Origin of the sequence: Virgisporangium aliadipatigenens (genome assembly GCF_016863615.1) — a bacterium.
Classification (GTDB): domain Bacteria; phylum Actinomycetota; class Actinomycetes; order Mycobacteriales; family Micromonosporaceae; genus Virgisporangium; species Virgisporangium aliadipatigenens.
The window spans coordinates 362,459-385,249 of record NZ_BOPF01000002.1 but is presented as its reverse complement, the minus strand read 5'-3'; the positions used below and the strand labels follow the sequence as shown (position 1 = coordinate 385,249).

The following is a 22,791-nucleotide window of genomic DNA, read 5'->3' as shown; positions in this document are numbered from 1 at the left end:
GTCAGAGGACGACGGCGAGCCGCCGGTACTGCACGTGCCACCGCCGCCGCAGAGCCGGATAAGCGCCGTGCACGCGTCGATCCCCAACGAGCTGCCGTCGAACCGGCGGCTGGCAGCCGTCCTCCACCGCCAGCGAACACATCACGGCGCTGCGCACCGCCGGGCTGGTGGCGAGGGAGCGTGACCGCAACACCGTGCGCCACCTGCTCACCCCGCTCGGCCACCTCCTGATCTCGTCCGGCGCATAGCCGGGTGGCGCGTCAGCGGGCCTCCAGGGTGTAGACCTCGCCGGCCCCGCCGGAGCAGTTCGCCTGCATGATCTGCACGCCGTCCTGCTTCTTGCCCTCCAGCACGCCGATGCAGTACTGCGGCCCCGACACCGAACGCAGCCGGTACCCCACCGCCGGGGCGCTCACCGGTTCCAGGGTGAACCGCTGGTTGGGCTGGTTGTTGCAGGCCCGCCCGGCGAGCAGCAGCCCGTCGTAGGTGCCGTCGTAGTCGACCGAGGCGCAGGGGCCGACGCCGGAGCCCTCCAGCAGGATGCGGTAGACGTTCGTGCCGGTGGGCTCCAGGCGGGTGGCCGGGGTGACGTTGGCGCACGCGTGCTGGCCGAGCACCGTGCGGCCGGTGTTCTTGAACAGCTCCGGCCCCTCGCCGATGCACAGGCCGGTGTGCGCGGGTCTGATCAGGTACCGCCCGTTGAACGTGCGCGGGCCGGCCGGCGTGGGGCTCTGCGCGGGGGCGTTCGACCGGGGAACGCTGGAGGGCCCGACGGCGCCGGGGCCACCCGCGGACGGCACCACCTCCCCGGCGGAGGGAGCCGGACCCGGCGGCGGAACGGCCGCGCTGGCCGCCGGCGCGGGAACGTCCCGGGCGGTCTGCTTCGCCGCCGCGCCGCGGTCGCCGCCGGTGCGCACGACGGCCAGCACCACCGCGACGAGAACGACCACCACCACGCCCACCACGGCCCCGATCACCATCAGCCGCCGCGACCGCCCCGGCACGGGCTCCGCGCCGTCCCGCTCCGGCGTCTCCGCCATCGGCACCGAAGCCGCCGGGGCCACGGAGACCGGCACCGCCGACCCGGGCGCGGCCGGAGCCGGCACCGCCGTGACCGGGTCCGCCGACACAGGGACCGCGGTGACCGGCGCCCCCGACACCGGTACCGCCGTCACCGGCGCGATGAGCACCGGCGCCGCCGGGGCGGGCGACGCGAGGCCGAGATATTGCCGCGCGGCAACGACCCAGAGATGCTCGGCCCCGAGCACGGCCGGCCCCAGCCGCACCAGCCGGTCGAAGTTGCGCCGCGCCTCGTAGGCGTTGTCCAACTCGTCCGCGACCAGCGCCAGCCCGTACGTCGCCTCCAGAACGGACGGATGCGCCGTACCGTGCACCCGCCGCCCCGACTCGACAACCGTCTCCAGGACCCGGCGCGCCTCGGACAGCTCACCGCGCTCCCGGTACAGCGCGGCCAGCCGGCACGAGGCGGCCAGCACGTCCGGATGGTCCGCGCCGAGCGCGGCGGCCGCGGCCCCGACCGCCGCGGCCAGCGAACTCTCGACCCGGAGCGGATCGCCGCCGGCGCCGAGGGTGTCGGCGGCACGGACGGCGGCGGTGAGGTGATCAACGGCGGACACATCGACATGCTGCCGGGTCGCCTCCCGACGCGCCACCCCGCTCAGGCCGGCGTCGACCGGAACGCCCGCCGGTACGCGCCCGGCGTGGTGCGCAACGTGTGCCGGAAGTGGCGGCGCAGGTTCACCGCCGAGGAGAGTCCCACCCGCTTGGCGATCGTCTCCACCGGCAGGTCGGTCTCCTCCAACAGCGCGCGGGTGCTGGCGATGCGCCGGTCGAGCAGCCACCGCCCGGGCGACGTGCCCAACTGGTCGGCGAAGTAGCGGCTCAGCGTGCGCGGCGACACCCCGGAACGGGTCGCCATGTCCTCGAGGCTGAGCGGCCGGTGCAGGTTCGCGGCGATCCAGTCGAGCAGCGGCGCGATCGGGTCGGGCACCGGACCGGTGGTCGGCAGCGCCGGATACTGCCGCTGTTCGCCCTCGCGCAGCGGCGGCGCCGACAGCTGCCGGCCGATCCGCATCGCCAGCGCGGCACCGTGGTCCCGCCGGACCTGGTTGAGGCACAGATCGATCGTGGTGGCCGTGGCGCCGGCGGTGGCGACGTCGCCGTGGTCGACGTAGAGCACGGTCGCGTCGGTGCTGATCCGCGGGTACTGCCGGGCCAGCGCGCCGGCGCACTCCCAGTGGATCGCGGCGCGGCGGCCGTCCAGCAGCCCGAGACTCGCCGGAACGTAGACCCCGGAGCAGGTCGCGACGATCCGCGCCCCGCGCGCGTGGGCGGCCCGGACGGCGTCGCCGAGCGCGGGCGGCACGTCCGGCCCGGGACACCAGCCGGCGATCAGGATCGTGTCGGCGTCGGCCAGGGCCTCGAGTCCGTTCTCGACGACGACGTCGACGCCGAGCGTGGTGCGCACCGGCCCGGGCCGCTCGGTGCACATCCGGAAGTCGTAGCGGTGCGGGATGTCCGGCCCGTGCCATCCGAACACCGCCGACGCACACGTCACCGGATACAGCTCCAGGGTCGGGCCGACGAGGGCGACCACGCGGTTTCGCATGGCCGGAATGTACCCAGGCCTGTCCGGCCGGGCGCCTGCGACCCGGCCCGCCGGCGACCAGAATTGCCGATCGTGCCAGCCTCCCCGATGATCGTTGACGCCGCCGCGAAGCAGCTGTGGACCAGGAACTTCTCGCTCTACTTCGGCGCCCGCGCGGTGTCGATGCTCGGCGACGCGATGATGCCGGTCGCCGCCGCGCTGGCCGTCGGCGCGGTGTACGGGGTTTCCGGGGTGGGGTACGTTCTTGCCGTCTGGACGACGCCGTTCGTGCTGTTCATCCTCTTCGGCGGCGTCTTCGCGGACCGGATCGGCGCCCGCGCCATGATGGTCGGCGCCGACCTGGTCCGGACCGTCACCCAGCTCGCCGTCGGGATCGCGTTCTTCGTGGGAACGCCCCCACTGTGGCTGCTGCTCCTCGCTTCCGCACTCGCCGGGACGGCCGCCGCGATGTTCCAGCCGGGCGTCAACGGCATGGTGCCGCTGGTCGCCGGGGATCCGCAGCGCGCCAACGCCACCCTGAAGATCGCCGACGCCGCGACCCAGCTCGGCGGGCCGGTGCTCGCGGGGGTGATGACGGCGCTGACCGGTCCCGGCGCCGTCTACACCCTGGACGCCGCGACGTTCCTGGCGAGCGCGTGCTGCCTGGCGCTGCTGCCCCCGTTCGAGGTGCGCAGGGAACCCTCGACGGTGCTGCGTGACCTGCGCCGGGGCTGGTACGAGTTCCGCACCCGCACGTGGATGTGGTCGGTGATCGTCATCTGGGTCTTCTTCTCGTTGCTCGTCTTCGGCCCGCTCATCCCGCTCGGTTCGCAGCTGATCGGCGAACGGCTCGGCGCCCCCGCGTACGGCTGGGCGATGGCCGCCATGGGCACCGGAACCGTGTTCGGCGGGCTCGCCGCGATGCGGATCCGCCCCGCGCGCCCCCTCGCGGCCGGCGCCGTCGCGCTGACCGGCTTCGCCTGCCTGCCCCTGTCGATCGCGCTGGAACTGCCGCTGCCCGAACTGATGGCCGGACACCTGGTCGGCGGGGCGGCGTGGGCGTTCTGGTCGGTGATGTGGTCGACCAGCGTGCAGACACTGGTGCCGCGCGACGTGCTGAACCGCGTCACCGCGTACGAGGTGGCCGGGTCGGTGTGCGGGCTCGCGCTCGGGCAGGCGCTCGTCGGCCCGGTCTCCTCCGTCGTGGCGCCGCGCGATCTGCTCCTGCTCGGCGGCGGGGTCAGTGCAGCGGTGTGCGCCGCACTTCTCCTCGTTCCGGTGATACGCCGCCTGAACAGGGCATGAAAAGCCATTCACGTCAATGTTCGTGGAACGATGCGGGAGGGCTTGAAACCGGGCGACAGGAGGAATGCCGATGCTGATCGATATCTTCAGCGAGGTTCAGAATCCGAAGCCGTGGAACGGCGATCACGAACACCGGCGCATTCTGCAGATGCTGGAACAGGCGCGGTTGGCCGACGAGATGGGCTACGGGTGCTGGTGGCAGGTCGAGCATCACGGGGCCGAGGAGTTCAGCCTCTCGTCCGCGCCGGAGCTGATGCTGACCGCCATCTCCCAGCACACCAACCGGATCCGGATCGGGCATTCCGCGGTGCTGGCGCCGGGGCGGTTCAACCATCCGATCCGCGCCGCCGAACGCGGTGCGATGCTCGACCATCTCAGCGAGGGACGGCTGGAATTCGGGCTGACCCGTTCGACGATTCCCGAATGGCGGCTGTTCAACATCGAACCGGCGGAGGCACGGGCGCAGACGCAAGAGGCGTTCGAGATGATTCCGCGCATGTGGACCGAGGAACGTTTCTCGTACACCAGCGACACCTATCGGATCGACGACGTGGCGATCGGGCCGAAGCCGTTCCAGAAGCCGCATCCGCCGCTGTGGCAGGCGGCGGCGAGTCCGGCGTCGTTCGAGGAGGCGGGCCGGCGTGGGGTCGGCGTGCTCGGCACCACGCTGTGGGAGGCGCTGCCCCGGGTCCGTTCGATGATCGAGCTGTACCGGGCGGCGGTGCGGCAGTGCGAACGCCCCGTCGGCGCGTTCGTCAACGACCGGATCGCGTTCTTCACCTTCGTGCACTGCGCCGACACCGACGCGGAGGCGGTGCGCAACGGTGCCGCCGCGGCCGCCGCCTGGTACACCGTGCGGGCGCTGACCTTCTTCGAGGCCAAGCGGCAGTTCATGGACATGGCGGCCCGGCAGCAGGCGCTGCTGGCGGCGGCCGACGGCGGCGGTCTCACCGGCGAGTTCCTGCGGGCGGAACAGGCGGCCGCCGCGCCGCCGAACCACGCGCAGATCTGCATCGGGCGGATCCTGGCCGGCGAGCACGTCTCCGACGACGAGATCTTCGACGCGCTGCGCGACCAGGACTCGCTCATCGTCGGCAGCCCGGAGACCTGCCGCAAGAAGCTGCGGGTGTACGCGGAGCTGGGCATCGACCGCCTGATGTGCTTCCACCAGGTGGGTCACCTGGAGCACGACGCGGTGCTGCGCAGCATCCGGCTGATCGGCGAACTCATCCCGGAGTTCGCCGGCAGCTGAGTCCCGCCGTGTTTGCGCTGGAGCGCACTCCAGCGCCTAGCGTCGCGATCATGCGAAAGACGACCGGCGCGGCGCCGCTGATGTGTGCCGGGGCGACGGTCTTCGAGCCGTTGCGCCGCTGGAACGTCGGCCCCGGGCGGCTGGTCGGCGTGGTGGGTCTGGGCGGCCTCGCTAAGCACGACCCCGTCCCCGTACCTGCGGGCGCTGCGGATGGACGGCACGCTCTGCATGCTCGGCATCCCCGACCGCTACGAACCGGAGGCCATGGCGCTGCTGCTCGGCTACAAGCGGCTGAGCGCCTCGGGCAGCGCCGGCCGGACCCGCACCCGCGAGATGCTGGAGTTCGCGGCCGGCCACGGCATCACGGCCGACGTCGAGCGGGTCCCGGCGCGGGAGGTGGGCCGCGCGCTGGAGGGCCTGTCCCGCAACGACGTGCGCTGGCGGTTCGTGCTGGACCTCGCCGACCTGAGCTGGCCGGCCCGGGTGCGGCGTAGGTTTGCCGCGTGAGCACCCCCACGACCACCCGCCGGTTCGTCGAGTCGGGGCCGGGCACCCCGGAGCACTCCGTGCGGCGGCTGCGGATCCTGCAGGCGCAGGAGGAGCGGCTGCACCGGCAGCGCCCGGAACTGGACGAGGACCTGCGGGTCATGCGCGACAAGATGGCCGACTTCCGCGACCTGATCGCCCGTGGCCGCGACTGCGAGGACGAGGGCTGACGGCGGGCGGCCGGCCCGCCGGCCTCACTCCGCGGCCTTGGACTCCATCAGCCGCATCACGGTGCGCCGGGGCAGGAGGTCCGCGAGCCGGCGGTTGGACCGGTTTGCGGCGCCGCTGATGACGCTCACCGGAGGGCGGCGACGGTCCAGGGCCCGGAAGGCGGTCGTGCAGACCTGATCCGGCGTCTGGAGGCGCAGGCCGTCGGTGCTCGTCCCGGACGACGTGAAGAACTCGGTGCGGGTCGGCCCGGGAGACACCGCCAGCACGGTGAGCCGGGAGTCGCGCAGTTCGTAGGCGAGCGCCTCGGTGAACCGGATGACGAACGCCTTCGACGCCGCGTAGACCGCCATGTTGGGCACGGGCAGGTATCCGGTGAAGCTGCCGAAGTTGATCAGGGCGCCCCGCCCCGAACGGATCAGCTGCGGCAGGAACGCGTGTGAGACGTCCACCGTGGCGTCGATGTCCAGCCGCAGCTGATCGCTGATCTGCCGTTCGGTCGAGTCCATGAACGGCCTGGTCAGCCCGGCCCCGGCGCAGTTGACCACGGTGTCGACGCCGATCCCGCGCGCGGCGGCGGCGTCGGCCAGCAGATAGCCGCCGCGCGGCGTGGTGAGGTCGAACGGCAGGACGTGCGCCGCGCGTCCCGTCTCGCGCTTGATCTCGGCGGCGAGCGACTCGCACGCGTCCGCGCGGCGGGCGACCAGCACCACGTCGGCGCCGCGCCGCGCCAGCCGCCGGGCGAACTCGGCGCCGATCCCCGAACTGGCGCCGGTGACCAGCGCGGTGGTGCCCTCGTAACGCATGCGGATCCCCTCGCGGTGCGGCGGACAGAGCCTCATGTGAGAGGTTCTTACATGAGGCTAGATCACGAATGTGAGAGGCTGCAACATCGAGGTTCGTCCGAGGTGAGGAGGCCGGCAATGGGCCAGGGGCGTCCGTATCACCACGGCGACCTGCGCAACGCGCTCATCGACGCGACGATGGAGCTGGTCCGGGAGCGCGGCGCACGCGGGTTCAGCGTCTCCGAGGCCGCGCGGCGGGCCGGGGTCTCCATCTCCGCCCCGTACCGCCACTTCGCCGATCGCGACTCGATGCTCGCCGCCGCGGCAATGCTGGGCTTCCGCGAACTGGAGGCGCGGTTCGACACGCTCCTCGCCGGGCAGTCCTTCGGCGACCACGCGGCGCAGATCGCGGTCTCCTACCTGCGGTTCGCCCTGGAGTACCCGGCCCGGTTCGAGGTCATGTTCGCGCCCGGCATCGACCGGCTGCGCCATCCCGAGATGCTGGGCCAGGCCGAACGGGTGCAGCAACGCCTGGAGGACACCCTGGCGCCGTACCTCGACGGTGAGCCGCTGGCCGAACGCGCCGCGCAGCTGTGGGCGCTCGCGCACGGGGTCGCGACCCTGGCCGTCGAGGGAGCGCTGCAGCACTTCATCGGCGACCAGCACTACGAGCGGATCGCGGAGAACGCCGCCCGCGCCTGGTCCGCCGGCGTACAGCCGACCCCGCCCGGCGGCACCTGACGGCGGTGGAACGGCCCGGAACGCCCACCGGGCATGCGTCTTCCACACCGGCGGATCTGGGCGACCGTCCTCGGGCTGGCCCTCGCCGCCGCCACCGCACTCGCCTCCCCCGCGGCGGCCGCGTCCGGCGACCGCACCCCACCCACCACGCCGACGAACCTGCGCCTGCACAGCGCCGGCCACACCTGGCTCTACCTCGCCTGGGACGCCTCGACCGACAACTCCGGCACGGTCATGTACGACGTCGCGCTCGGAACCCTTCAGGAGCGCGCCTTCGAGCCGCTGCAGGGGTTCGGCGGGCTCGTGCCGGGTGCGACTTACACCGGCACCGTGCGCGCGGTCGACCTCGCCGGCAACTCGTCCCCGCCGGTGTCCATCACGGTCAGCACGCCGGCGCGCACGCTGCCGCCGCCGCCCGTCCCGACGAACCTGCGCGGCGTGTTCGCCGGCGGCGCGCTCACCGCGATCGCCTGGGACGCCTCGTCGCATCCGGCCGGTGTCTCGTACCTGCTGCGTTCCGGCGACAACCTGCTGCACAGCGGTTCCGCCACGAGTGTCACCGTCTTCGAACTGCTGAACATCGACTGCTCGGTGGCCCCCGGCGGCACGTACGCGGTGACCGTCGAGGCGCTCAGCGGCGACAACGACTTCTCGGGCCGCAGCGCGCCGCTGACCGTCACTATCCCGGGATAGCAGCCGCCGTTCACGCCGGCGGCCGAGCGCGGCGCGGGCGAAGGCGGCCGAGCCGAACGCGGCCGCCTTCGCCCCTGCTCACATGCGGGCCCAGCGTTGGTTCGCGCCGGTGTGGCAGGTCCAGACCACGACGGCGGTGCCGTTCGCGGTGCCGGCGCCGTTGACGTCCAGGCACAGGCCGGACTGGACGTTGCTGATCGTGCCGTTGCTGTTGAGGTTCCACTGCTGGTCGGTGCCGCCGTCACAGTCCCAGATCTGCACCCGCGCGCCGGCGGCGGGGTTTGCGGGCAGGTCCAGGCACTTGCCCATCACCTGCAGGGTCCGGCCGCTCTGGCTGAACTGCTGGTTGGCGTTGGCGTGGCAGTCCCAGATGATCATTTGGGACCCGCTGGCCGAGTTCGCGCCGTTGACGTCCAGGCACCGGCCGGAGGACTCGCCACGCAGCCGGAACGTGGTGGGGGTCGGGGTCGTCCCACCCGTGAAGAACCTCCACACCTCGTCCTTGACCCAGCTCCTGGCACCGCTCTCGCATCCGGCGCACCCGTCCACGGGGCCCTGCTGATGCCCGCCGTCGAAGGCGGCCCAGACCACCGGGTATCCGTCCCGGCATCCGGCGTAGGCGGTGGTGATGTGGGTGCGGCTACCCGCGGCCGGCTCGGGCGGGTTCTGCGGCGTGCAGCCGTTGTTGGCGACGAACCTGTCCCGCAGCGCCCGTCCGGCGGCGGGGTTGTCACCGACGCCGTGGATCCCCATGTAGGCGAAGGGCTGGGTGCCGCCGCTGCATCCGCTGATGGGTCCGGGGGCGGCGATGGCGGCGACCGCACGGAAGACCGTCGGCCTGGCACACGCGAGCGCGTAGCTCATGGCGCCGCCGTAGCTGAAGCCGACGGAGAAGCGCTGCGCCGTGTCGATGCAGAGGTCGTTGTCGAGCCGTCGGATCATGTCGTCGACGAACGTCACGTCCTCGCCGCCGGAGTTGGCCCATCCGTTGCCGATGCCCTGGGGAGCGACGAAGATCGCGGTGTTGTTCGCCAGGCGCCGGAGTCCGTAGTGGGCGTAGACGTCACCGTCGCTGCCACCCGAGGCGACCGCTTCGGCGGTGCCACCCCACCAGTGAAAACCGAAGACCAGCCGATACTGCCGGGTGTTGTCGTAGTCGGCGGGGATGCTGAGGATGAATGAGCGGTTCTTGCCGCCGCTCTGGATCGTGTGGGTACCGCTCGACAGCGTCGGCGCCTTTCCGCACCCGGGGGTCGCCGCCGCGACGAGTTCGACGGACGGCGCGGCGGCGTGGGCCGGGCCGGCCTGTGCCACGCCGCCCACGGCCAGCACGAGCAGTGCCGCGGCCATTGCCGCACCCGGAAACAACCTGTGTTTCGTCATTGCGAAGCTCCTCTGTGGCTTAGCTGCGCTGAAGCAGGAAGCGCTGGTTGGCGCTGCCGGTGAGGTTCCACTGGGAGATGCGGGCCCCGTCGGCGGTGGAGGCCTGCCACACGTCCATCGCCAGGCCGCTCTGCCGGTTGACCAGACTGATCACCCCGCCGCCCTGGTCCGCCACCCGCCACTGCTGGGCGGGCGAGTCGGCGTCGACCTGCTGGGTGATGTCGGCGCCGGTGCCGGTGCCGGCGACCTGCAGGACCAGGCCGCTGTGCCGGGCCCGGATCCGGTGGTGACCGCCGTCGGAGGCCAGGAAGTCGAACTGCTGGTTGAGCCCGCCGCCCGACTGCCACTGGATCAGCGGCGCACCGGCCGCGGTGGAGGCGCCGCTGATGTCGGCGGCCTTGCCGCTGTGCTGGGCCACGAGCCGGTAGTTCACGCCGGTCTCCACCGGTCCGGACCGCACCGCCGACGCGCGATAGGTGTGCCCGGCCTGGCCGGCGAACTCGATGAGATCGGTCTCCACGCGCGTCGGCGCAACGGCGAGGCCGGTCGTGTCGTCGCGCAGGTCGAAGGTGCCGGTGAAGACCCGGCTGCGGACGCGGACCGCACCACCACGGTCGGGTGTGACGGTCAGCTCGGTCCGGCCGGCGTCCCACGACGCACCGACGGTGTACCCGCCGCGACCGCGCAGACCCGTGACGCTGCCGGCCGGCCAGGCCGACGGCAGCGCGGGCAGCACGTGCAGCTCGCCGTTGTGGCTGTGCAGCAGCATCTCCGCGATGCCGGAGGTGGCGCCGAAGTTGCCGTCGATCTGGAACGGCGGGTGCAGGTCGAACATGTTCGGCGCGAGGCGGTCGGTGCGCACCAGGTCGCGGAGGAGCTTGTGCGCGCGGTTGCCGTCCTCCAGCCGGGCCCAGAAGTTGATTTTCCACGCGAGCGACCAGCCCGTGCCGTCGTCACCGCGCAGTTCCAGCGTCTGGCGGGCGGCCTGGTGCAACTGGGGTGTCCCGCGTCGGGTGATCTGGTTGCTCGGGTGCAGGCCGTAGAGGTGCGAGACGTGCCGGTGGGTCCGTTCGGTCTCCACCCAGTCGGCGAGCCACTCCTGGATGTTGCCCCGCGAGCCGACCCGCATCGGAGCCAGCCGGTCCCGCGCCGCCAATACCTGCATGCGGAAGGTGGCGTCCACGCCGAGGGTCTCGCCGGCACGCGCGACGCCGTTGAACAGGTCGCGCAGGATCTGGTTGTCCATCGTGGGTCCGGCACACACGCTGGCGTTCGGGTGGTGGGGCAGCTCCGGCGAGTTCGAGGGGTTGGTGACCAGGTAGCCGAGCGTCGGGTGGGCGACCAGGGCGTCGAGGAAGAACTGAGCGGCGCCCTTCATCGCCGGGTAGTTCGCGCGGAGGAACTCGACGTCGCCGGTGAACAGGTAGTGGTCCCAGATCAGCGTGGACAGCCAGGCGCCGCCGGTCTGCCACATGCCCCACAGCGCGCCGTCGACGACCGACGCACCGCGCCAGGCGTCGGTGTTGTGGTGCGTCACCCAGCCGCCGGCGCCGTACTGGGCCTGGGCGACCCTGGCACCGGTCACCGTCAGGTCCCTGATCATGTCGAACACCGGCAGGAAACACTCCGACAGGTTCGTGGTGTCGGCCGGCCAGTAGTTCATCGGCAGGTTCGCGTTGACGGTGTACTTCGAGTCCCAGGACGGCGCCATCTCCTCGTTCCAGATCCCCTGCAGGTTCGCCGGCTGGGAACCCGGGCGCGAGGAGGCGATCAGCAGGTACCGGCCGTACTGGAACAGCAGGGTGGAGAAGTGCGGATCGTTGACGCTCGCGTGCTGGGCGATCCGCACGTCGGTGGTCTGGTCGGCCGCCGCCGTGCGACCCAGGTCCACCGTGACCCGGTTGAACAGCCTCTGGTGGTCGGCCACGTGCCGGGCGCGCAACTGGTCGAGGCCGACGCCGCGGGCGGCGTCGAGATGCCGCCGCGCGATGCCCTGGTAGTCGCCGTTGACGACGCGGTAGTTGACGTAGCTGGAGCCGATGGATACCAGCAGGGTGACGCTCGTGGCACCGGAGACCCGCAGCGTGCCGCCGGAACTGCTGGCCGTGCCGCCGGTGACGTTCGCGTGGGCCAGGGCGAGGAAGCGCACCGAGCCGGAGATGCCCTCCATGGTGCCGGAGATGCCGTCGAGGGCGATCGTCGCGGAGTCCGGGCTGGACACCGTCGTCCTTTGTGGACTGTCGAAGGTGGCGGTGAAGGTGATCGCACCGGCCCGGTCGGCGGTCAGCCGGATCACCAGCACCTGGTCCGGCGCGCTGGCGAACACCTCGCGCTGGTACCGCACGCCGTTCAGCACGTACGTCGTCGTGGCGGTGGCGGTGGTCAGGTCGAGGGTCCGCAGATACTGCGACGCACCGGTGGCGCTGCCGAAGGCCAGCCGAAGGTTGCCGACGGGTTGGTACGCCAACTGTCCGGCCGGGCTGCCGAGCATCGTCTGGTTCGCCAGATCCTGCGCCTGGGTCCACTGGTCTGCGAAGACCCGCCGGCGGATCTCCGCGAGGTTGGCCGCGCCGCGCGGGTTGGCCGAGTCGTAGGGACCGCCGGCCCAGACGGTGTCCTCGTTGAGTTGCAGCCGTTCGGTGTCGACGTTGCCGAACACCATGGCGCCGAGGCGCCCGTTGCCGAGCGGCAGGGCCCGCAACCACTCGGTGCCCGCCGGTTCGTCGTAGCGGAGCGTCAGGTCGCCGGCGGCGAGCGCCCGGGCCGGTGCCGCCGGATCGGCCGCGGCGGCCGTGGCCCGACCGGCCGGCACCAGAGCGGCCCCGGCGGCCCCGGCCGCTCCGGCGGCGAGCAGGTGCCGACGTGTCATTTCCGCCATGTTCTCTCCCCAGCCGCGGGTCACGGGAGGCTCCAGCGCTGGTTCGCGCCGCCGTGACAGGTCCAGATGATCAGTTGGGTGCCGTCGGCGGTGCTGCCGCCGTTGGCGTCCAGGCACCTGCCCGACTGCGGGTTCACGAGGGAACCGTTGGATTGCGGGCGCCAGTTCTGCCCACCGACGCCGGTGCAGGTCGACAGCTGGACGGCGGCGCCGTTCGCGGTGCTGCCGCCGGCGACGCCCATGCACTTGTCGAGCGCGCGCAACGTGTCGGCGTTGACCGTCCACCGCTGGTTGGCGCTGCCCTGACAGCCCCACAGCTGGATCTTCGTGCCGTCGGCGGTGCTGCCGCCGCTGACGTCGACACACTTGCCCGCGGCGCCGGTGATCGGGCCGACCCGTGGCGCGGTGCCGCCCAACTCCTTGATCCGGATGTTGCGGAACGACACGTCGTCGCCCGTGCCGTGGTTCTGGATGCCGATGTGCCCGGAGGCCAGGGAGCGCACCGGGTCGGTGTTGGTGAAGTCGTTGATCTTTACGCCGTTCAGGAAGACCTGCAGGCGCTCGCCCTCGACCAACAGCTCGTAGGTGTTCCACTCGCCGGGTGGGTTCAGCGCCGCGTCGCGGGCGGCGAGGTCGGCCGAGGCGAACCCGTACACCGCTCCCGTGGTCCGGTCCGGCGTGTCGGTCGCGTCGATCTGCACCTCGTAACCGTTGTTCATCGCCGAGTTCGGGTCGCTGCCCGCCGGGAACCCGACGAGCACCCCGGAGTTGTCGTCACCCGGCACCAGCCAGTCGAGCTTCAGCGAGTAGGAGCGGAACTCCCTGGCGCTGTACCAGAGCATGCCGAGCCCGCCGGAGGAGGTCAGGGTGCCGTTGCTGTTGCCGAACCCGCCCGGGCCGGCCTGCGACCAGCCGGTGGTGGCGCCGTTGTAGAGGGTGGTGTAGCCGGTTTCCGGCCGGCAGTCGGCCCTGGTCCGGCCGGCCGCGTACCTGATGCCGCCGAGGATCAGTGCCCGGAAGCCGGGCTCGCTGTAACTGGCCTGGGTGTGGCCGCTGCCGGTGTAGAACGAGCGTCCACGCTGGAGGGTCTTGCACCAGGTGTGCGGATGGTCGGCGCCCATCGTGCCGCCGGAGTAGCTCGATTCGTCCAATGTGGACAGCACCCGGGCCGACGACCGGGGATTGGTGCGGAAGTTGTACCACTCGTCGGTACGCGCCACGGTGGGGCCGAGCCCGGCCGTGGCCGCGTGCGCCCGGTTCTCCACCCGGACGGTGGCCTGTTGGATCGCCGGGTGGGACGAGAAGTACGCGCCGACCAGTTCCCCGTAGAACGGCCAGTCGTACTCGGTGTCGGCTGCCGAGTGCACGCCGACGTACCCGCCGCCGGCTCGGATGTAGTTCTCGAAGGCGGTTTGCTGGGTGGCGTTCAGCACGTCGCCGGTGGTGTTGAGGAAGACGACGGCCTCGTACCGGGCGAGATCGGTGGCGTTGAACTGGTTCGCGTCCTCGGTCGCGGTGACCGTGAAGGCGTTGGCGGAGCCCAGTTCCCGGATCAGCTGGATCCCGGCGGGAATCGCGTCGTGCCGGAATCCGGCGGTCTTCGAGAACACCAGGACGTCGTAGGGCGTGTCCGCCGCACTCGCCGGCGGGCTACCGGTGCCCGCCAGGATCAGCGACGCGGCGGCCGCGACACCGAGGATCTTTCGCATGGTCGTGGTTCCTCTCATGGCGTGGTCCAGCGCTGGTTGGTGCCGCCGTGGCAGCTCCAGATGATGAGCTGGGTGCCGTTGGTGGAGGCGCCGCCGTTCGCGTCGAGGCATTTGCCGGACTGGGTGTTGACCAGGGATCCGTTCGTTCCCGCGGTCCAGTTCTGGCCGCCGGAGCCGTTGCAGGTCGACAGCTGCACCGCGCTGCCGTCGGTGGTGGCGCCGCCGGCCACGCCCATGCACTTGCCCAGCGACCGCCAGGTCGTGCCGCTGCGGGTCCACTGCTGGTTGGCGCCGCCGTTGCAGGTCCACAGCTGGATCTTGGCGCCGTCGGCGGAGCTGGCCCCGTTGACGTCGACGCACGAACCGCCGGCGCCGACGATCCGGCCGGTGCCGCCGTTGCCCGGCGCGGTGCCGAACGTGAACGCGTCGACGTCGAAGAGCGTTCCGGAGCCGCCGGAGAAGGTGAGGTACAGCGTGGTGGTGCCGGCCGGCGCTCCGGACAGCGTCGTGGACACGTCGGTGAACGTCTCCCAGCCGCCGGTCACCGGCACGGTGACGGTGCCGAGCACCGTGCCGGTGGGTGTACCGGCGCGGATCGAGAGCGTGCCGCCCGAGCCGCCGGAGGAGACCCGGGCGGTGAACCGGCTCTCCCCCGCGAGTGCGTAACGCTGGAAGGCGATCCAGTCGCCGTTGCTGATGTCGCCGACGGTCTGCCCGCCCTCCGCCGTCGCCTTGCTGAACAGGCCGGTGCCCGACTGCATGGTGCGGTGCTCGGCCTGCCGGTGCCTCGGCTGCAGGACCTGCTGGGTGTGCGTGGTCAGGGCGGGCTGACCATTGGCGCCTTGATCGGTGTACTCGGCGTCGAAGACCGCGAACAGGTTCGCCGCGTCGTCGTGCTCGCCGTCGACGGGAATCGTCAACGTCCCCGAGCATCCGGTGCTCGAGGTGATCGCGTGCGCGTGCTCGTCGTGGCCGAGGAGGTAGGTCAGTTTCACCCGGGAACAGTCGACCGTGCCGTCCTCGGGGTCGGACACCGTGATCGTGTACGGAACGGCGTCGCCGAAGGCGAACAGCTTTCCGTCGGTCGGCGCGGTCAGCGCGACCGTGGGTGCGGTATTGCCGACAGTGACGACCACCGACGCCGTCGCGGTGAGACCGGCGGGATCCCGCACGGTGAGGGAGACGGTGTACTGGCCGTTGCCGGTGAACGTGTGGCTCGGGCCGGCCGCCGTGGATGTTTCGCCGTCACCGAAGTTCCACGCGTAGGTCAGTGCGCCGCCCTCGGGGTCCGCGGAGCCGGCCGAGGAGAAGGTGACGGCCAGGGGTCCCGCACCGGACGTCCGGTTGGCGCTGACCCGCGCGACGGGCGCCTGGTTGTTGCCGGCCTGGTTGTACTCGATGCGGTACAGGGCGGAACTCGCGTCGCCGCTGCCCCAGCCGGTGCCGTAGTCCAACACGTACAGGGCGCCGTCGGGACCGAAGGCGCTGTCCATGATCTGCGTGCCGCGCCACGGGAACTCGCTGATCTGCCCGGCCGAGCCGTCGCCGTTCACGTCGATCGTCTTGATCCAGCGCCGGCCGAACTCCGTCGCGAAGTAGTGCCCGTCCAGCGCGGCCGGGAACTTGACCGTCGACGGGTTGGCCGCGTCGTAGCGGTACACCGCGCCGCCCATCGGCGATTCCGAGCCGCAGCCGAACGCCGCCACCGAACAGTTGTCGTACGTGATCCAGGCGGCCCGGGCGGGCGGCAGGTTGGTGAGCCCGGTGTTGCGCGGGGAGTTGTTGACCGGCGCGGCGCAGTTGAACCGGCTGCCCGAGGGCCCGGACGGGAACACGTAGTCCACATAGGTCTCGGCCGTCGTGTTGCCGCCGGTGCAGTACGGCCAGCCGTAGTTGCCGGCGGACGTGATCCGGTTGAACTCCACCTGCCCCGCCGGTCCGCGGGCGGAACTGGCCGTGCCGGCGTCCGGCCCGTAGTCGGCGACGTACAGCGCGCCGGTCGGCTTGTCCACGCTGAGCCGGAACGGGTTGCGCAAGCCCATGGCGTAGATCTCCGGCCGGGTGCCGGCGGTGCCCGGCGGGAAGAGGTTGCCCGACGGGTTGGTGTACGTCCCGTCGGGGTTCACCTTGATCCGCAGCACCTTGCCGCGCAGGTCGTTGGTGTTGCCGGCGCTGCGCTGCGCGTCGTAGACCGGATTGCGGTTGGTGCGCTCGTCGATGGGGGTGTAGCCGCTCGAGTCGAACGGGTTCGAGTCGTCCCCGGTGGACAGGTAGAGGTTGCCGGCGGCGTCGAAGTCGATGTCGCCGCCGACGTGGCAGCACATGCCGCGGCTCGTCGGTACCTCCAGCACGGTCACCTGGCTCGCCGTGTTGAGCGTGAAGTCGGCGTTGAGCGTGAACCTGGCCAGCCGGTTGACGCCGTTCCACGCGGAGAAGTCGGTGCCGGTGGCCGGCGCGTCGCCGCCCGGGGTGGACAGCGGCGGCGCGTAGTACAGGTAGACGAACCGGTTGCCGGCGAAGCCCGGATCCACCGCGACGCCCTGCAGGCCCTCCTCGTCGTGCGTGTACACCTGCAGGGTGCCGATCACGGCGGTGACGCCGGCGGCGGTGGTCCGGCGCAGCACCCCGTTGCGGGCGGTGTGCAGCACCGAACGGTCCGGCAGCACCGCAATCGACATCGGCTCGCCCATCTCGGCCACTCCGCGGGCGAGTTCGACCTGTTGGAAGTCGGCCGCGTTGACGGGGTGGGCGGCGGCCGGCGAGGCGGGGCCGACGATGATCGCCGCGGTGCCGACGGTGGAGAGTGCGACGGCAGCGGCCGCCGCTAAGACGCGTGTACGCATGGACGGTCACACCTTCGGGTTCAGTGTGGGTTCGGGGGTGGCTCGGGAGCCGCGCCGTCGGCCGTGGCGGGACGGCGTCGGGCGCCCGCGCGGCCGTGCACAGCCGGCGGGACGGTCACCGAGGTGGTGAGAGGTGGTGCGGGCCCGGATGGCGAGGCGGGGAGTGTTGGGGGTGGGTCCGGCGCCCGCTCCACGGTCTCGTGGTCGCGGCACCGGTCCGGTAAGACGTCATACGTTATAACTGTCGATTGAAACGCGTCAATCGCGTGCCGGGGCACCGGGAAAGAACCGGGAAACATGCGGTCGTGGCACGTGAAACTTTCAACCGGACCGGCGGGCCGCCCCTACCCGCGGCCGCTACGGTCACGCCGGCGGCGTGGCGCGCACCCGTTCGGCGATGGCCTTGCCGAGACCGGCCGTGGTGCCGGTGCCGTGCAGGTCCGGGGTGAGCGTGCGCGGTGACGCCTCGGCCAGCACGCTCTCGATCGCCGCCAGAACGTGCGCCGCGGCGGCCGGGTGCCCGAGATGCTCCAGCATCATCGACCCGCACCAGATCTGCCCGATCGGGTTGGCGACGCCCCGCCCGGCGATGTCCGGCGCGGAGCCGTGCACCGGCTCGAACAGGCTGGGGTGCCGGCGTTCCGGGTTGATGTTGGCGCTCGGCGCGATGCCCAGTGTGCCCGTGCACGCGGGGCCGAGGTCGGAGAGGATGTCGCCGAACAGGTTGCTGGCGACGACCACGTCGAAGCGGTCCGGGTTCAGCACGAAATGGGCCGCCAGCGCGTCGATGTGGTACTGGTCCCAGGTCACGTCGGGATACTCGGCCGCGATCGCGCGGACCCGTTCGTCCCAGTAGGGCATGGAGATCGAGATGCCGTTGCTCTTGGTCGCCGAGGTGAGGTGGCGTTCGGGGCGACGCCGGGCCTGCTCGAACGCGTAGCGCAGCACCCGGTCGACGCCGATGCGCGTCATCACGGTCTCCTGCAGGACGGTCTCCCGTTCGGTCCCCTCGAAGATGCGGCCGCCGACCGAGGAGTACTCGCCCTCGGTGTTCTCCCGCACGACGAGGAAGTCGATGTCGCCCGGCCCCCGGCCGGCGAGCGGGCCGCGCACGCCCGGCATGAGCCGGCAGGGGCGCAGGTTGACGTACTGGTCGAAGACCCGGCGGAACTGGATCAGGCTCCCCCACAGCGACACGTGGTCCGGAACGACCTCCGGCCAGCCGACGGCGCCGAAGTAGATCGCGTCGAAGCCCTGCAGGATGGTCTGCCAGTCCTGCGGGAGCATCGCGCCGTGCGCCTGCCAGTAGGCGGCACACGCGAAGTCGAACTCCTCGAACTCCAGCCGCAGGTCGAACGCGTCGGCGGCCGCCCGCAGCACGTCGAGGCCGGCGGGAACGACCTCCTTGCCGATCCCGTCGCCCGGGATGACGGCGATGCGGTGCGCGCGCTGCTGACTCATGCCGAGCACTGTAGCCCATGCGGCAGCAACGAATAGATGCTGCCTGTTGACGATTTTGCTGTAGCAAATTAGCGTTCCACCACATGGGTCTGGTCCTCATCACCACCGACTACCTGACGCCCGGCGACGAGGTCGACACCTATCTGGCCGGGGAGGGTCTCACCACCCGGCACGCCCCGATGCGCGGCCGGCGCGACCCCGCCGACCTCGTCGCCCACCTCGACGGCGCCGAGGGCGCACTGATCGCCAACGAACCGATGACCGCCGACGTGCTGGCGAAGGCGCCCACGCTGCGCGCGATCGTGCGGACCGGCGTCGGCTACGACTCGATCGACGTGCCGGCCGCCACCCGCCTCGGCATCAGCGTCAGCAACCTGCCCGGCATCAACGCCAACGCCGTCGCCGAGTACACGATCGGCCTGCTCCTGACCGAGGCCCGGCGCCTCGTCGCGAACGCCCGCGGCGTGGCCGCCGGCGGCTGGCCGCGCGCGGACGGGCACGAGCTGCGCGGCCGGACGCTCGGGCTGATCGGCTTCGGCGCGTCGGCCCAGCGGGTGGCGAGGCTCGCGGCGGCGTTCGGGATGACGATCCTGTGCACCAGCGGCGTCCCGGCCGACCTGCGCCCCGCCGACGTGCGCTTCGTCGGCCTCGACGAACTGCTCCGCGAGTCGGACTTCGTGTCGGTGCACACCGCCCTGACGCCGCGCACGCGGCACCTGCTCGACGCGCGGGCGTTCGCCCTCATGCGGCCCGGCGCCTACCTGATCAACACGGCGCGCGGCGGGATCGTCGACGAGAACGCGCTGATCGAGGCCGTCACCGCCGGCCGGATCGCCGGTGCCGCGCTCGACGTGGTGGCCGCGGAGCCGCTGCCGGCCGACAGCCCGCTGCGCGCCGTCGAGGGGATCACCGTCCATCCGCACATGGCCGGGCAGACCGCCGAGGCGCGGCGCGACGCCGGACTGGCCGGCGCGCGCGAACTCGTCGCGGCGCTCCATGGAAAACCCCAGTCTTCCGTGAACAATCTTCTGATCACCCCGTCGCAGTGAGGAAGCAGATGAACACGGAAACCACCACCGCCGACGCCATCGTGGTCGGCGCCGGCCTCGCCGGACTGGTCGCCACCGCCGAACTGGTCGCCGCCGGCCGGTCGGTCGTGCTGGTCGAGCAGGAGCCGGAGCAGAGCCTCGGCGGGCAGGCGTTCTGGTCGTTCGGCGGGCTCTTCCTCGTCGACTCGCCCGAGCAGCGCCGGATGGGCATCCGCGACTCGCACGAACTGGCGTGGCAGGACTGGCTCGGCACGGCCGGGTTCGACCGGCCCGAGGACGAGTGGCCGCGCAAATGGGCCGAGGCGTACGTGGCGTGGGCGGCCGGCGAGAAGCGCAGCTGGGTGCGCGGGCGCGGCATCACGTTCTTCCCCATCGTCTCCTGGGCCGAACGCGGTGGCTACGACGCGCAGGGCCCGGGCAACTCGGTGCCCCGCTTCCACATCACCTGGGGCACCGGCCCGGGTGTGGTGCAGCCGTTCGTGCGCCTGGTCCGGGAGGCCGCGGAGCGGGGGCTCGTGCGGCTGGCGTTCCGCCACCGCGTCGACGCGCTGACCACGACGGACGGCGTCGTGACCGGCGTCAGCGGCACCGTCCTGGAACCGGCGGACGGCGCCCGCGGCACGGCCACCTCCCGCACGGCGATCGGCGACTTCGCGTTCACCGCGCAGGCCGTGCTCGTCACCTCCGGCGGCATCGGCGGCAACCACGACCTCGTGCGCCGCAACTGGCCCACCCGCCTCGGCACCCCGCCGGAGCAGATGCTCTCCGGCGTGCCCGCGCACGTCGACGGGCGCATGATCGGCATCACCGAGGCGGCCGGCGGCACCGTCATCAACCCCGACCGCATGTGGCACTACGTCGAGGGCATCCAGAACTGGGACCCGATCTGGCCGCTGCACGGCATCCGCATCCTGCCCGGCCCCTCCTCGATCTGGCTGGACGCGCGCGGCCGACGGCTGCCGGTGCCGCTGTACCCGGGCTTCGACACCCTGGGCACCCTGAATCACCTGCGCGCCACCGGGTACGACCACAGCTGGTTCGTGCTCACGCAGAAGATCATCGAGAAGGAGTTCGCGCTCTCCGGCTCCGAACAGAATCCCGACCTCACCGGCCGCAACGTCCGCCAGGTGCTCGGCCGCGTGCGCGGCGGCGCGCCGGCGCCGGTGGACGCGTTCAAGCGCAAGGGCGCGGACTTCGTCGTGGCCGACACCCTCGACGAACTGGTCAAGGGCATGAACGCCAAGACGCCCGAGCCGCTGCTCGACCTCGCCGACGTGCGCCGCACCGTCGAGGCGCGCGACCGGGAGCTGGCGAACCCGTTCACGAAGGACATGCAGATCGCCGCCATCACCAACTTCCGCCGCTACCGCGGGGACCGGCTGATCCGCACCGCGCCGCCGCACCGCGTCCTCGATCCGAAGGCGGGGCCGCTGATCGCGGTGAAGCTGCACGTGCTGACCCGCAAGACCCTCGGCGGCCTGCACACCGACCTGCTGGGGCGGGTGCTCGACCCGGCCGGCTCGCCGGTGCCGGGGCTGTACGCCGCGGGCGAGGTCGCCGGCTTCGGCGGCGGCGGCATGCACGGCTACCGCGCGCTCGAGGGGACGTTCCTCGGCGGCTGCCTCTTCTCCGGAAGGGAGGCCGGCCGCGCCGCGGCCGCCGCGATCCTATGAAAGGAAAACCCTTGCCAGACAAAGACACCGTGCGGATCCTGGTGCCGGCAGGCATGCTGGGCGCCGGGTTCCCGCCCGAGTCCGTCGAGCGCGGCCTCGCCCTCGGTGCCGACGTCATCGCCGTGGACGGGGGCTCCACCGACTCCGGCCCCTACTACCTCGGCCGGGGAACGGCGAAGACGGCCGCCGCGGCCGTCGCCCGCGACCTGCGCGTCCTGTTGCGCGCGGCGGCCACCGCCGGCATCCCGCTCATCGTCGGCTCCTGCGGCACCTCGGGAACGGACTCCGGCGTCGACTGGGTCGCCGGCATCGCCGAGGGGATCCTGGCCGAGGAGGGGCTGGGTCTGCGGATCGCGCGCATCTACAGCGAGCAGAACGCCGCTGACCTCAAGGAGCGCCGCATCCACCCGTTGCCGCCCGCGGGCGAGCTGACGGCCGACGTGCTGGAGAGCTGCACGCACATCGTGGGGATGATGGGGCACGAACCGATCGAGGAGGCGCTGCGGGCCGGTGCGGATGTCGTTCTCGCCGGGCGCGCCACCGACACCGCCGTGGCCGCCGCCTTTCCCCTGATGCACGGCATGCCCGCCGGCCCCACGTGGCACGCCGCGAAGATCGTCGAGTGCGGCGCGCAGTGCACCACGAACCCGCGTTCCGGCGGGGTGTTCGCCACGATCGACGCGAACGGCTTCACCGTCGAGCCGCTGGATCCGGCCGCCGCGTGCACCCCCACGACCGTGGCCGCGCACATGCTGTACGAGACGGTGAACCCGTTCGAGATGAGGGAACCGGCGGGGACGCTGGTGGTGAGCGACGCGACCTACCGGGCCCTGGACGAGCGCCGGGTCCGGGTCGAGGGCTCCCGCTTCGAGCTCGCCGACCAGCACACGATCAAGCTGGAGGGCGCGCGGATCTCCGGCTACGAGACGATGTCGTTCACCGCGATCCGCGACCCGCACATCCTGAGCCAGATCGACACCTGGGCCGCGCTGCTGCGCATGGTCCTCACCGAACGCGTCGCGCAGACGCTCGGGCTCACCGAGGACGAGTACATCCTCGACATCCGCCTCTACGGCTACAACGCGGTCCTGGAACACATCGACCCGGCCGCCGGCCCGCCGCGCGAGGTCGGCGTCATGCTGCTCGTCAACGCGGTCGACCAGCAGACCGCCACGGCGATCGCCAAGGTCGCCAACCCGCTGATGCTGCACCTACCCACGCCCGACATGGACTATCTGCCCAGCCTCGCCTTCGCCACCTCACCCGCCGAGACCGAACGCGGCGCCGCCTACGAGTTCGTCCTCAACCACGTCGTCGACGTCGACTCGCCGACCGCACTCTTCCGGAGCGTGCTCGATGCCTGACCGGGTCGTAGGAGATCTCGCGCACGAGGTGCGTTCCAAGAACGCCGGGCCGTTCTGGATCACGATGGAGCTCTTCATGCGCGACGCGGACGGGTACGCGCTGGTCGCCGACGACCTGTTCCTCAACGCGGGGGTGATCGCGCGGCTGTACGACATCCCGGCCGAGGGCATCCGGTTCTTCCGGATCCCGGAGCTGAACGTCGTCAAGATCTCGTTCCCCCGTCCGGTGAGCCAGGGCAGCACGCGCGACCGGGACATCCACGCGGGGCAGCACCACGTGCCGCTCGCATTGCTGCCGCTGGACTAGACCACCGACTCCCCATTGATTAGTGT

19 protein-coding genes are annotated in these 22,791 nt (G+C 71.8%); 10 read left to right on the top strand and 9 right to left on the bottom strand.

Translation table 11 applies throughout. The features are described 5' to 3' along the window. Window position 1: 1 nt before the first annotated feature. The 3 genes from Val02_RS02420 to Val02_RS02410 all read right to left on the bottom strand — a co-directional run bounded on the left by Val02_RS02420 (window position 2) and on the right by Val02_RS02410 (window position 2,629). The gene (locus Val02_RS02420) at window positions 2-193 is read right to left on the bottom strand and encodes a hypothetical protein (protein ID WP_203897158.1); all 192 of its coding nucleotides are present in this window, start codon (window positions 191-193) and stop codon (window positions 2-4) included. 67 nt (window positions 194-260) lie between these two features. Next, window positions 261-1,637: an RICIN domain-containing protein gene (locus Val02_RS02415; RefSeq protein ID WP_203897157.1), complete on the bottom strand. Its 1,377-nt coding sequence runs from the start codon at window positions 1,635-1,637 to the stop codon at window positions 261-263. A gap of 41 nt (window positions 1,638-1,678) precedes the next feature. Then, window positions 1,679-2,629: a GlxA family transcriptional regulator gene (locus Val02_RS02410; protein WP_203897156.1), complete on the bottom strand. Its 951-nt coding sequence runs from the start codon at window positions 2,627-2,629 to the stop codon at window positions 1,679-1,681. Between the two features lie 87 nt (window positions 2,630-2,716). On the opposite strand from Val02_RS02410, the gene Val02_RS02405 reads away from it, so the two are divergent. The 4 genes from Val02_RS02405 (at window position 2,717) to Val02_RS02390 (ending at window position 5,881) form a co-directional block, all read left to right on the top strand. Then, window positions 2,717-3,913, top strand: a complete 1,197-nt coding sequence (locus Val02_RS02405; RefSeq protein ID WP_203897155.1) for an MFS transporter — start codon at window positions 2,717-2,719, stop codon at window positions 3,911-3,913. 70 nt (window positions 3,914-3,983) lie between these two features. Further along, on the top strand, window positions 3,984-5,165 hold the full coding sequence (locus Val02_RS02400; RefSeq protein WP_203897154.1) for an LLM class flavin-dependent oxidoreductase: 1,182 nt from the start codon (window positions 3,984-3,986) through the stop codon (window positions 5,163-5,165). 210 nt (window positions 5,166-5,375) lie between these two features. Continuing rightward, window positions 5,376-5,672 carry an MDR/zinc-dependent alcohol dehydrogenase-like family protein gene (locus Val02_RS02395; protein WP_203897153.1) on the top strand — a complete coding sequence of 99 codons (297 nt, stop codon included), beginning with the start codon at window positions 5,376-5,378 and terminating at the stop codon, window positions 5,670-5,672. Next, the gene (locus Val02_RS02390; RefSeq protein WP_203897152.1) at window positions 5,669-5,881 is read left to right on the top strand and encodes a hypothetical protein; all 213 of its coding nucleotides are present in this window, start codon (window positions 5,669-5,671) and stop codon (window positions 5,879-5,881) included. Before Val02_RS02395 ends, Val02_RS02390 begins: the two co-directional genes overlap by 4 nt. A gap of 24 nt (window positions 5,882-5,905) precedes the next feature. Here Val02_RS02390 and Val02_RS02385 read toward each other — a convergent pair whose 3' ends face one another. Next, window positions 5,906-6,721, bottom strand: coding sequence for an SDR family NAD(P)-dependent oxidoreductase (locus Val02_RS02385; protein WP_203897151.1), 816 nt, complete (start codon window positions 6,719-6,721; stop codon window positions 5,906-5,908). A gap of 81 nt (window positions 6,722-6,802) precedes the next feature. Between Val02_RS02385 and Val02_RS02380 the strand changes: the two genes are divergently transcribed. Continuing rightward, entirely contained in the window at window positions 6,803-7,405 is a 603-nt protein-coding gene (locus tag Val02_RS02380) for a TetR/AcrR family transcriptional regulator (RefSeq protein WP_203897150.1), read from the top strand. A 33-nt stretch (window positions 7,406-7,438) separates the two neighbouring features. Beyond that, window positions 7,439-8,098, top strand: a complete 660-nt coding sequence (locus Val02_RS02375) for a fibronectin type III domain-containing protein (RefSeq protein WP_203897149.1) — start codon at window positions 7,439-7,441, stop codon at window positions 8,096-8,098. A 78-nt stretch (window positions 8,099-8,176) separates the two neighbouring features. On the opposite strand, the gene Val02_RS02370 is transcribed toward Val02_RS02375, so the two are convergent. The 5 genes from Val02_RS02370 to Val02_RS02350 all read right to left on the bottom strand — a co-directional run bounded on the left by Val02_RS02370 (window position 8,177) and on the right by Val02_RS02350 (window position 18,372). Continuing rightward, window positions 8,177-9,481, bottom strand: a complete 1,305-nt coding sequence (locus Val02_RS02370) for an RICIN domain-containing protein (RefSeq protein ID WP_203897148.1) — start codon at window positions 9,479-9,481, stop codon at window positions 8,177-8,179. 19 nt (window positions 9,482-9,500) lie between these two features. Next, window positions 9,501-12,350, bottom strand: coding sequence for a glycosyl hydrolase family 95 catalytic domain-containing protein (locus tag Val02_RS02365; RefSeq protein WP_373317852.1), 2,850 nt, complete (start codon window positions 12,348-12,350; stop codon window positions 9,501-9,503). A 29-nt stretch (window positions 12,351-12,379) separates the two neighbouring features. Continuing rightward, window positions 12,380-14,068 carry a ThuA domain-containing protein gene (locus tag Val02_RS02360; RefSeq protein WP_203897146.1) on the bottom strand — a complete coding sequence of 563 codons (1,689 nt, stop codon included), beginning with the start codon at window positions 14,066-14,068 and terminating at the stop codon, window positions 12,380-12,382. A gap of 14 nt (window positions 14,069-14,082) precedes the next feature. Further along, window positions 14,083-16,911: a PQQ-dependent sugar dehydrogenase gene (locus tag Val02_RS02355; RefSeq protein WP_203897145.1), complete on the bottom strand. Its 2,829-nt coding sequence runs from the start codon at window positions 16,909-16,911 to the stop codon at window positions 14,083-14,085. Window positions 16,912-17,274: 363 nt separating this feature from the next. After that, window positions 17,275-18,372, bottom strand: a complete 1,098-nt coding sequence (locus tag Val02_RS02350) for a tartrate dehydrogenase (RefSeq protein ID WP_203897144.1) — start codon at window positions 18,370-18,372, stop codon at window positions 17,275-17,277. 83 nt (window positions 18,373-18,455) lie between these two features. Here Val02_RS02350 and Val02_RS02345 point away from each other — a divergent pair, with 83 nt between their 5' ends. Genes Val02_RS02345 through Val02_RS02330 form a run of 4 tightly spaced genes read left to right on the top strand, consistent with a single transcriptional unit; the run spans window position 18,456 to window position 22,765 of the window. Then, window positions 18,456-19,421 (top strand): phosphoglycerate dehydrogenase, encoded by a 966-nt coding sequence (locus Val02_RS02345; protein WP_203897143.1) that lies wholly within the window; start codon window positions 18,456-18,458, stop codon window positions 19,419-19,421. Between the two features lie 8 nt (window positions 19,422-19,429). Further along, window positions 19,430-21,094: an FAD-binding dehydrogenase gene (locus Val02_RS02340; protein ID WP_203897142.1), complete on the top strand. Its 1,665-nt coding sequence runs from the start codon at window positions 19,430-19,432 to the stop codon at window positions 21,092-21,094. Window positions 21,095-21,105: 11 nt separating this feature from the next. After that, on the top strand, window positions 21,106-22,458 hold the full coding sequence (locus tag Val02_RS02335) for an acyclic terpene utilization AtuA family protein (RefSeq protein WP_203897141.1): 1,353 nt from the start codon (window positions 21,106-21,108) through the stop codon (window positions 22,456-22,458). After that, window positions 22,451-22,765, top strand: a complete 315-nt coding sequence (locus Val02_RS02330) for a DUF4387 domain-containing protein (protein WP_203897140.1) — start codon at window positions 22,451-22,453, stop codon at window positions 22,763-22,765. The genes Val02_RS02335 and Val02_RS02330 overlap by 8 nt, the downstream gene beginning before the upstream one ends. Window positions 22,766-22,791 lie beyond the last annotated feature (26 nt).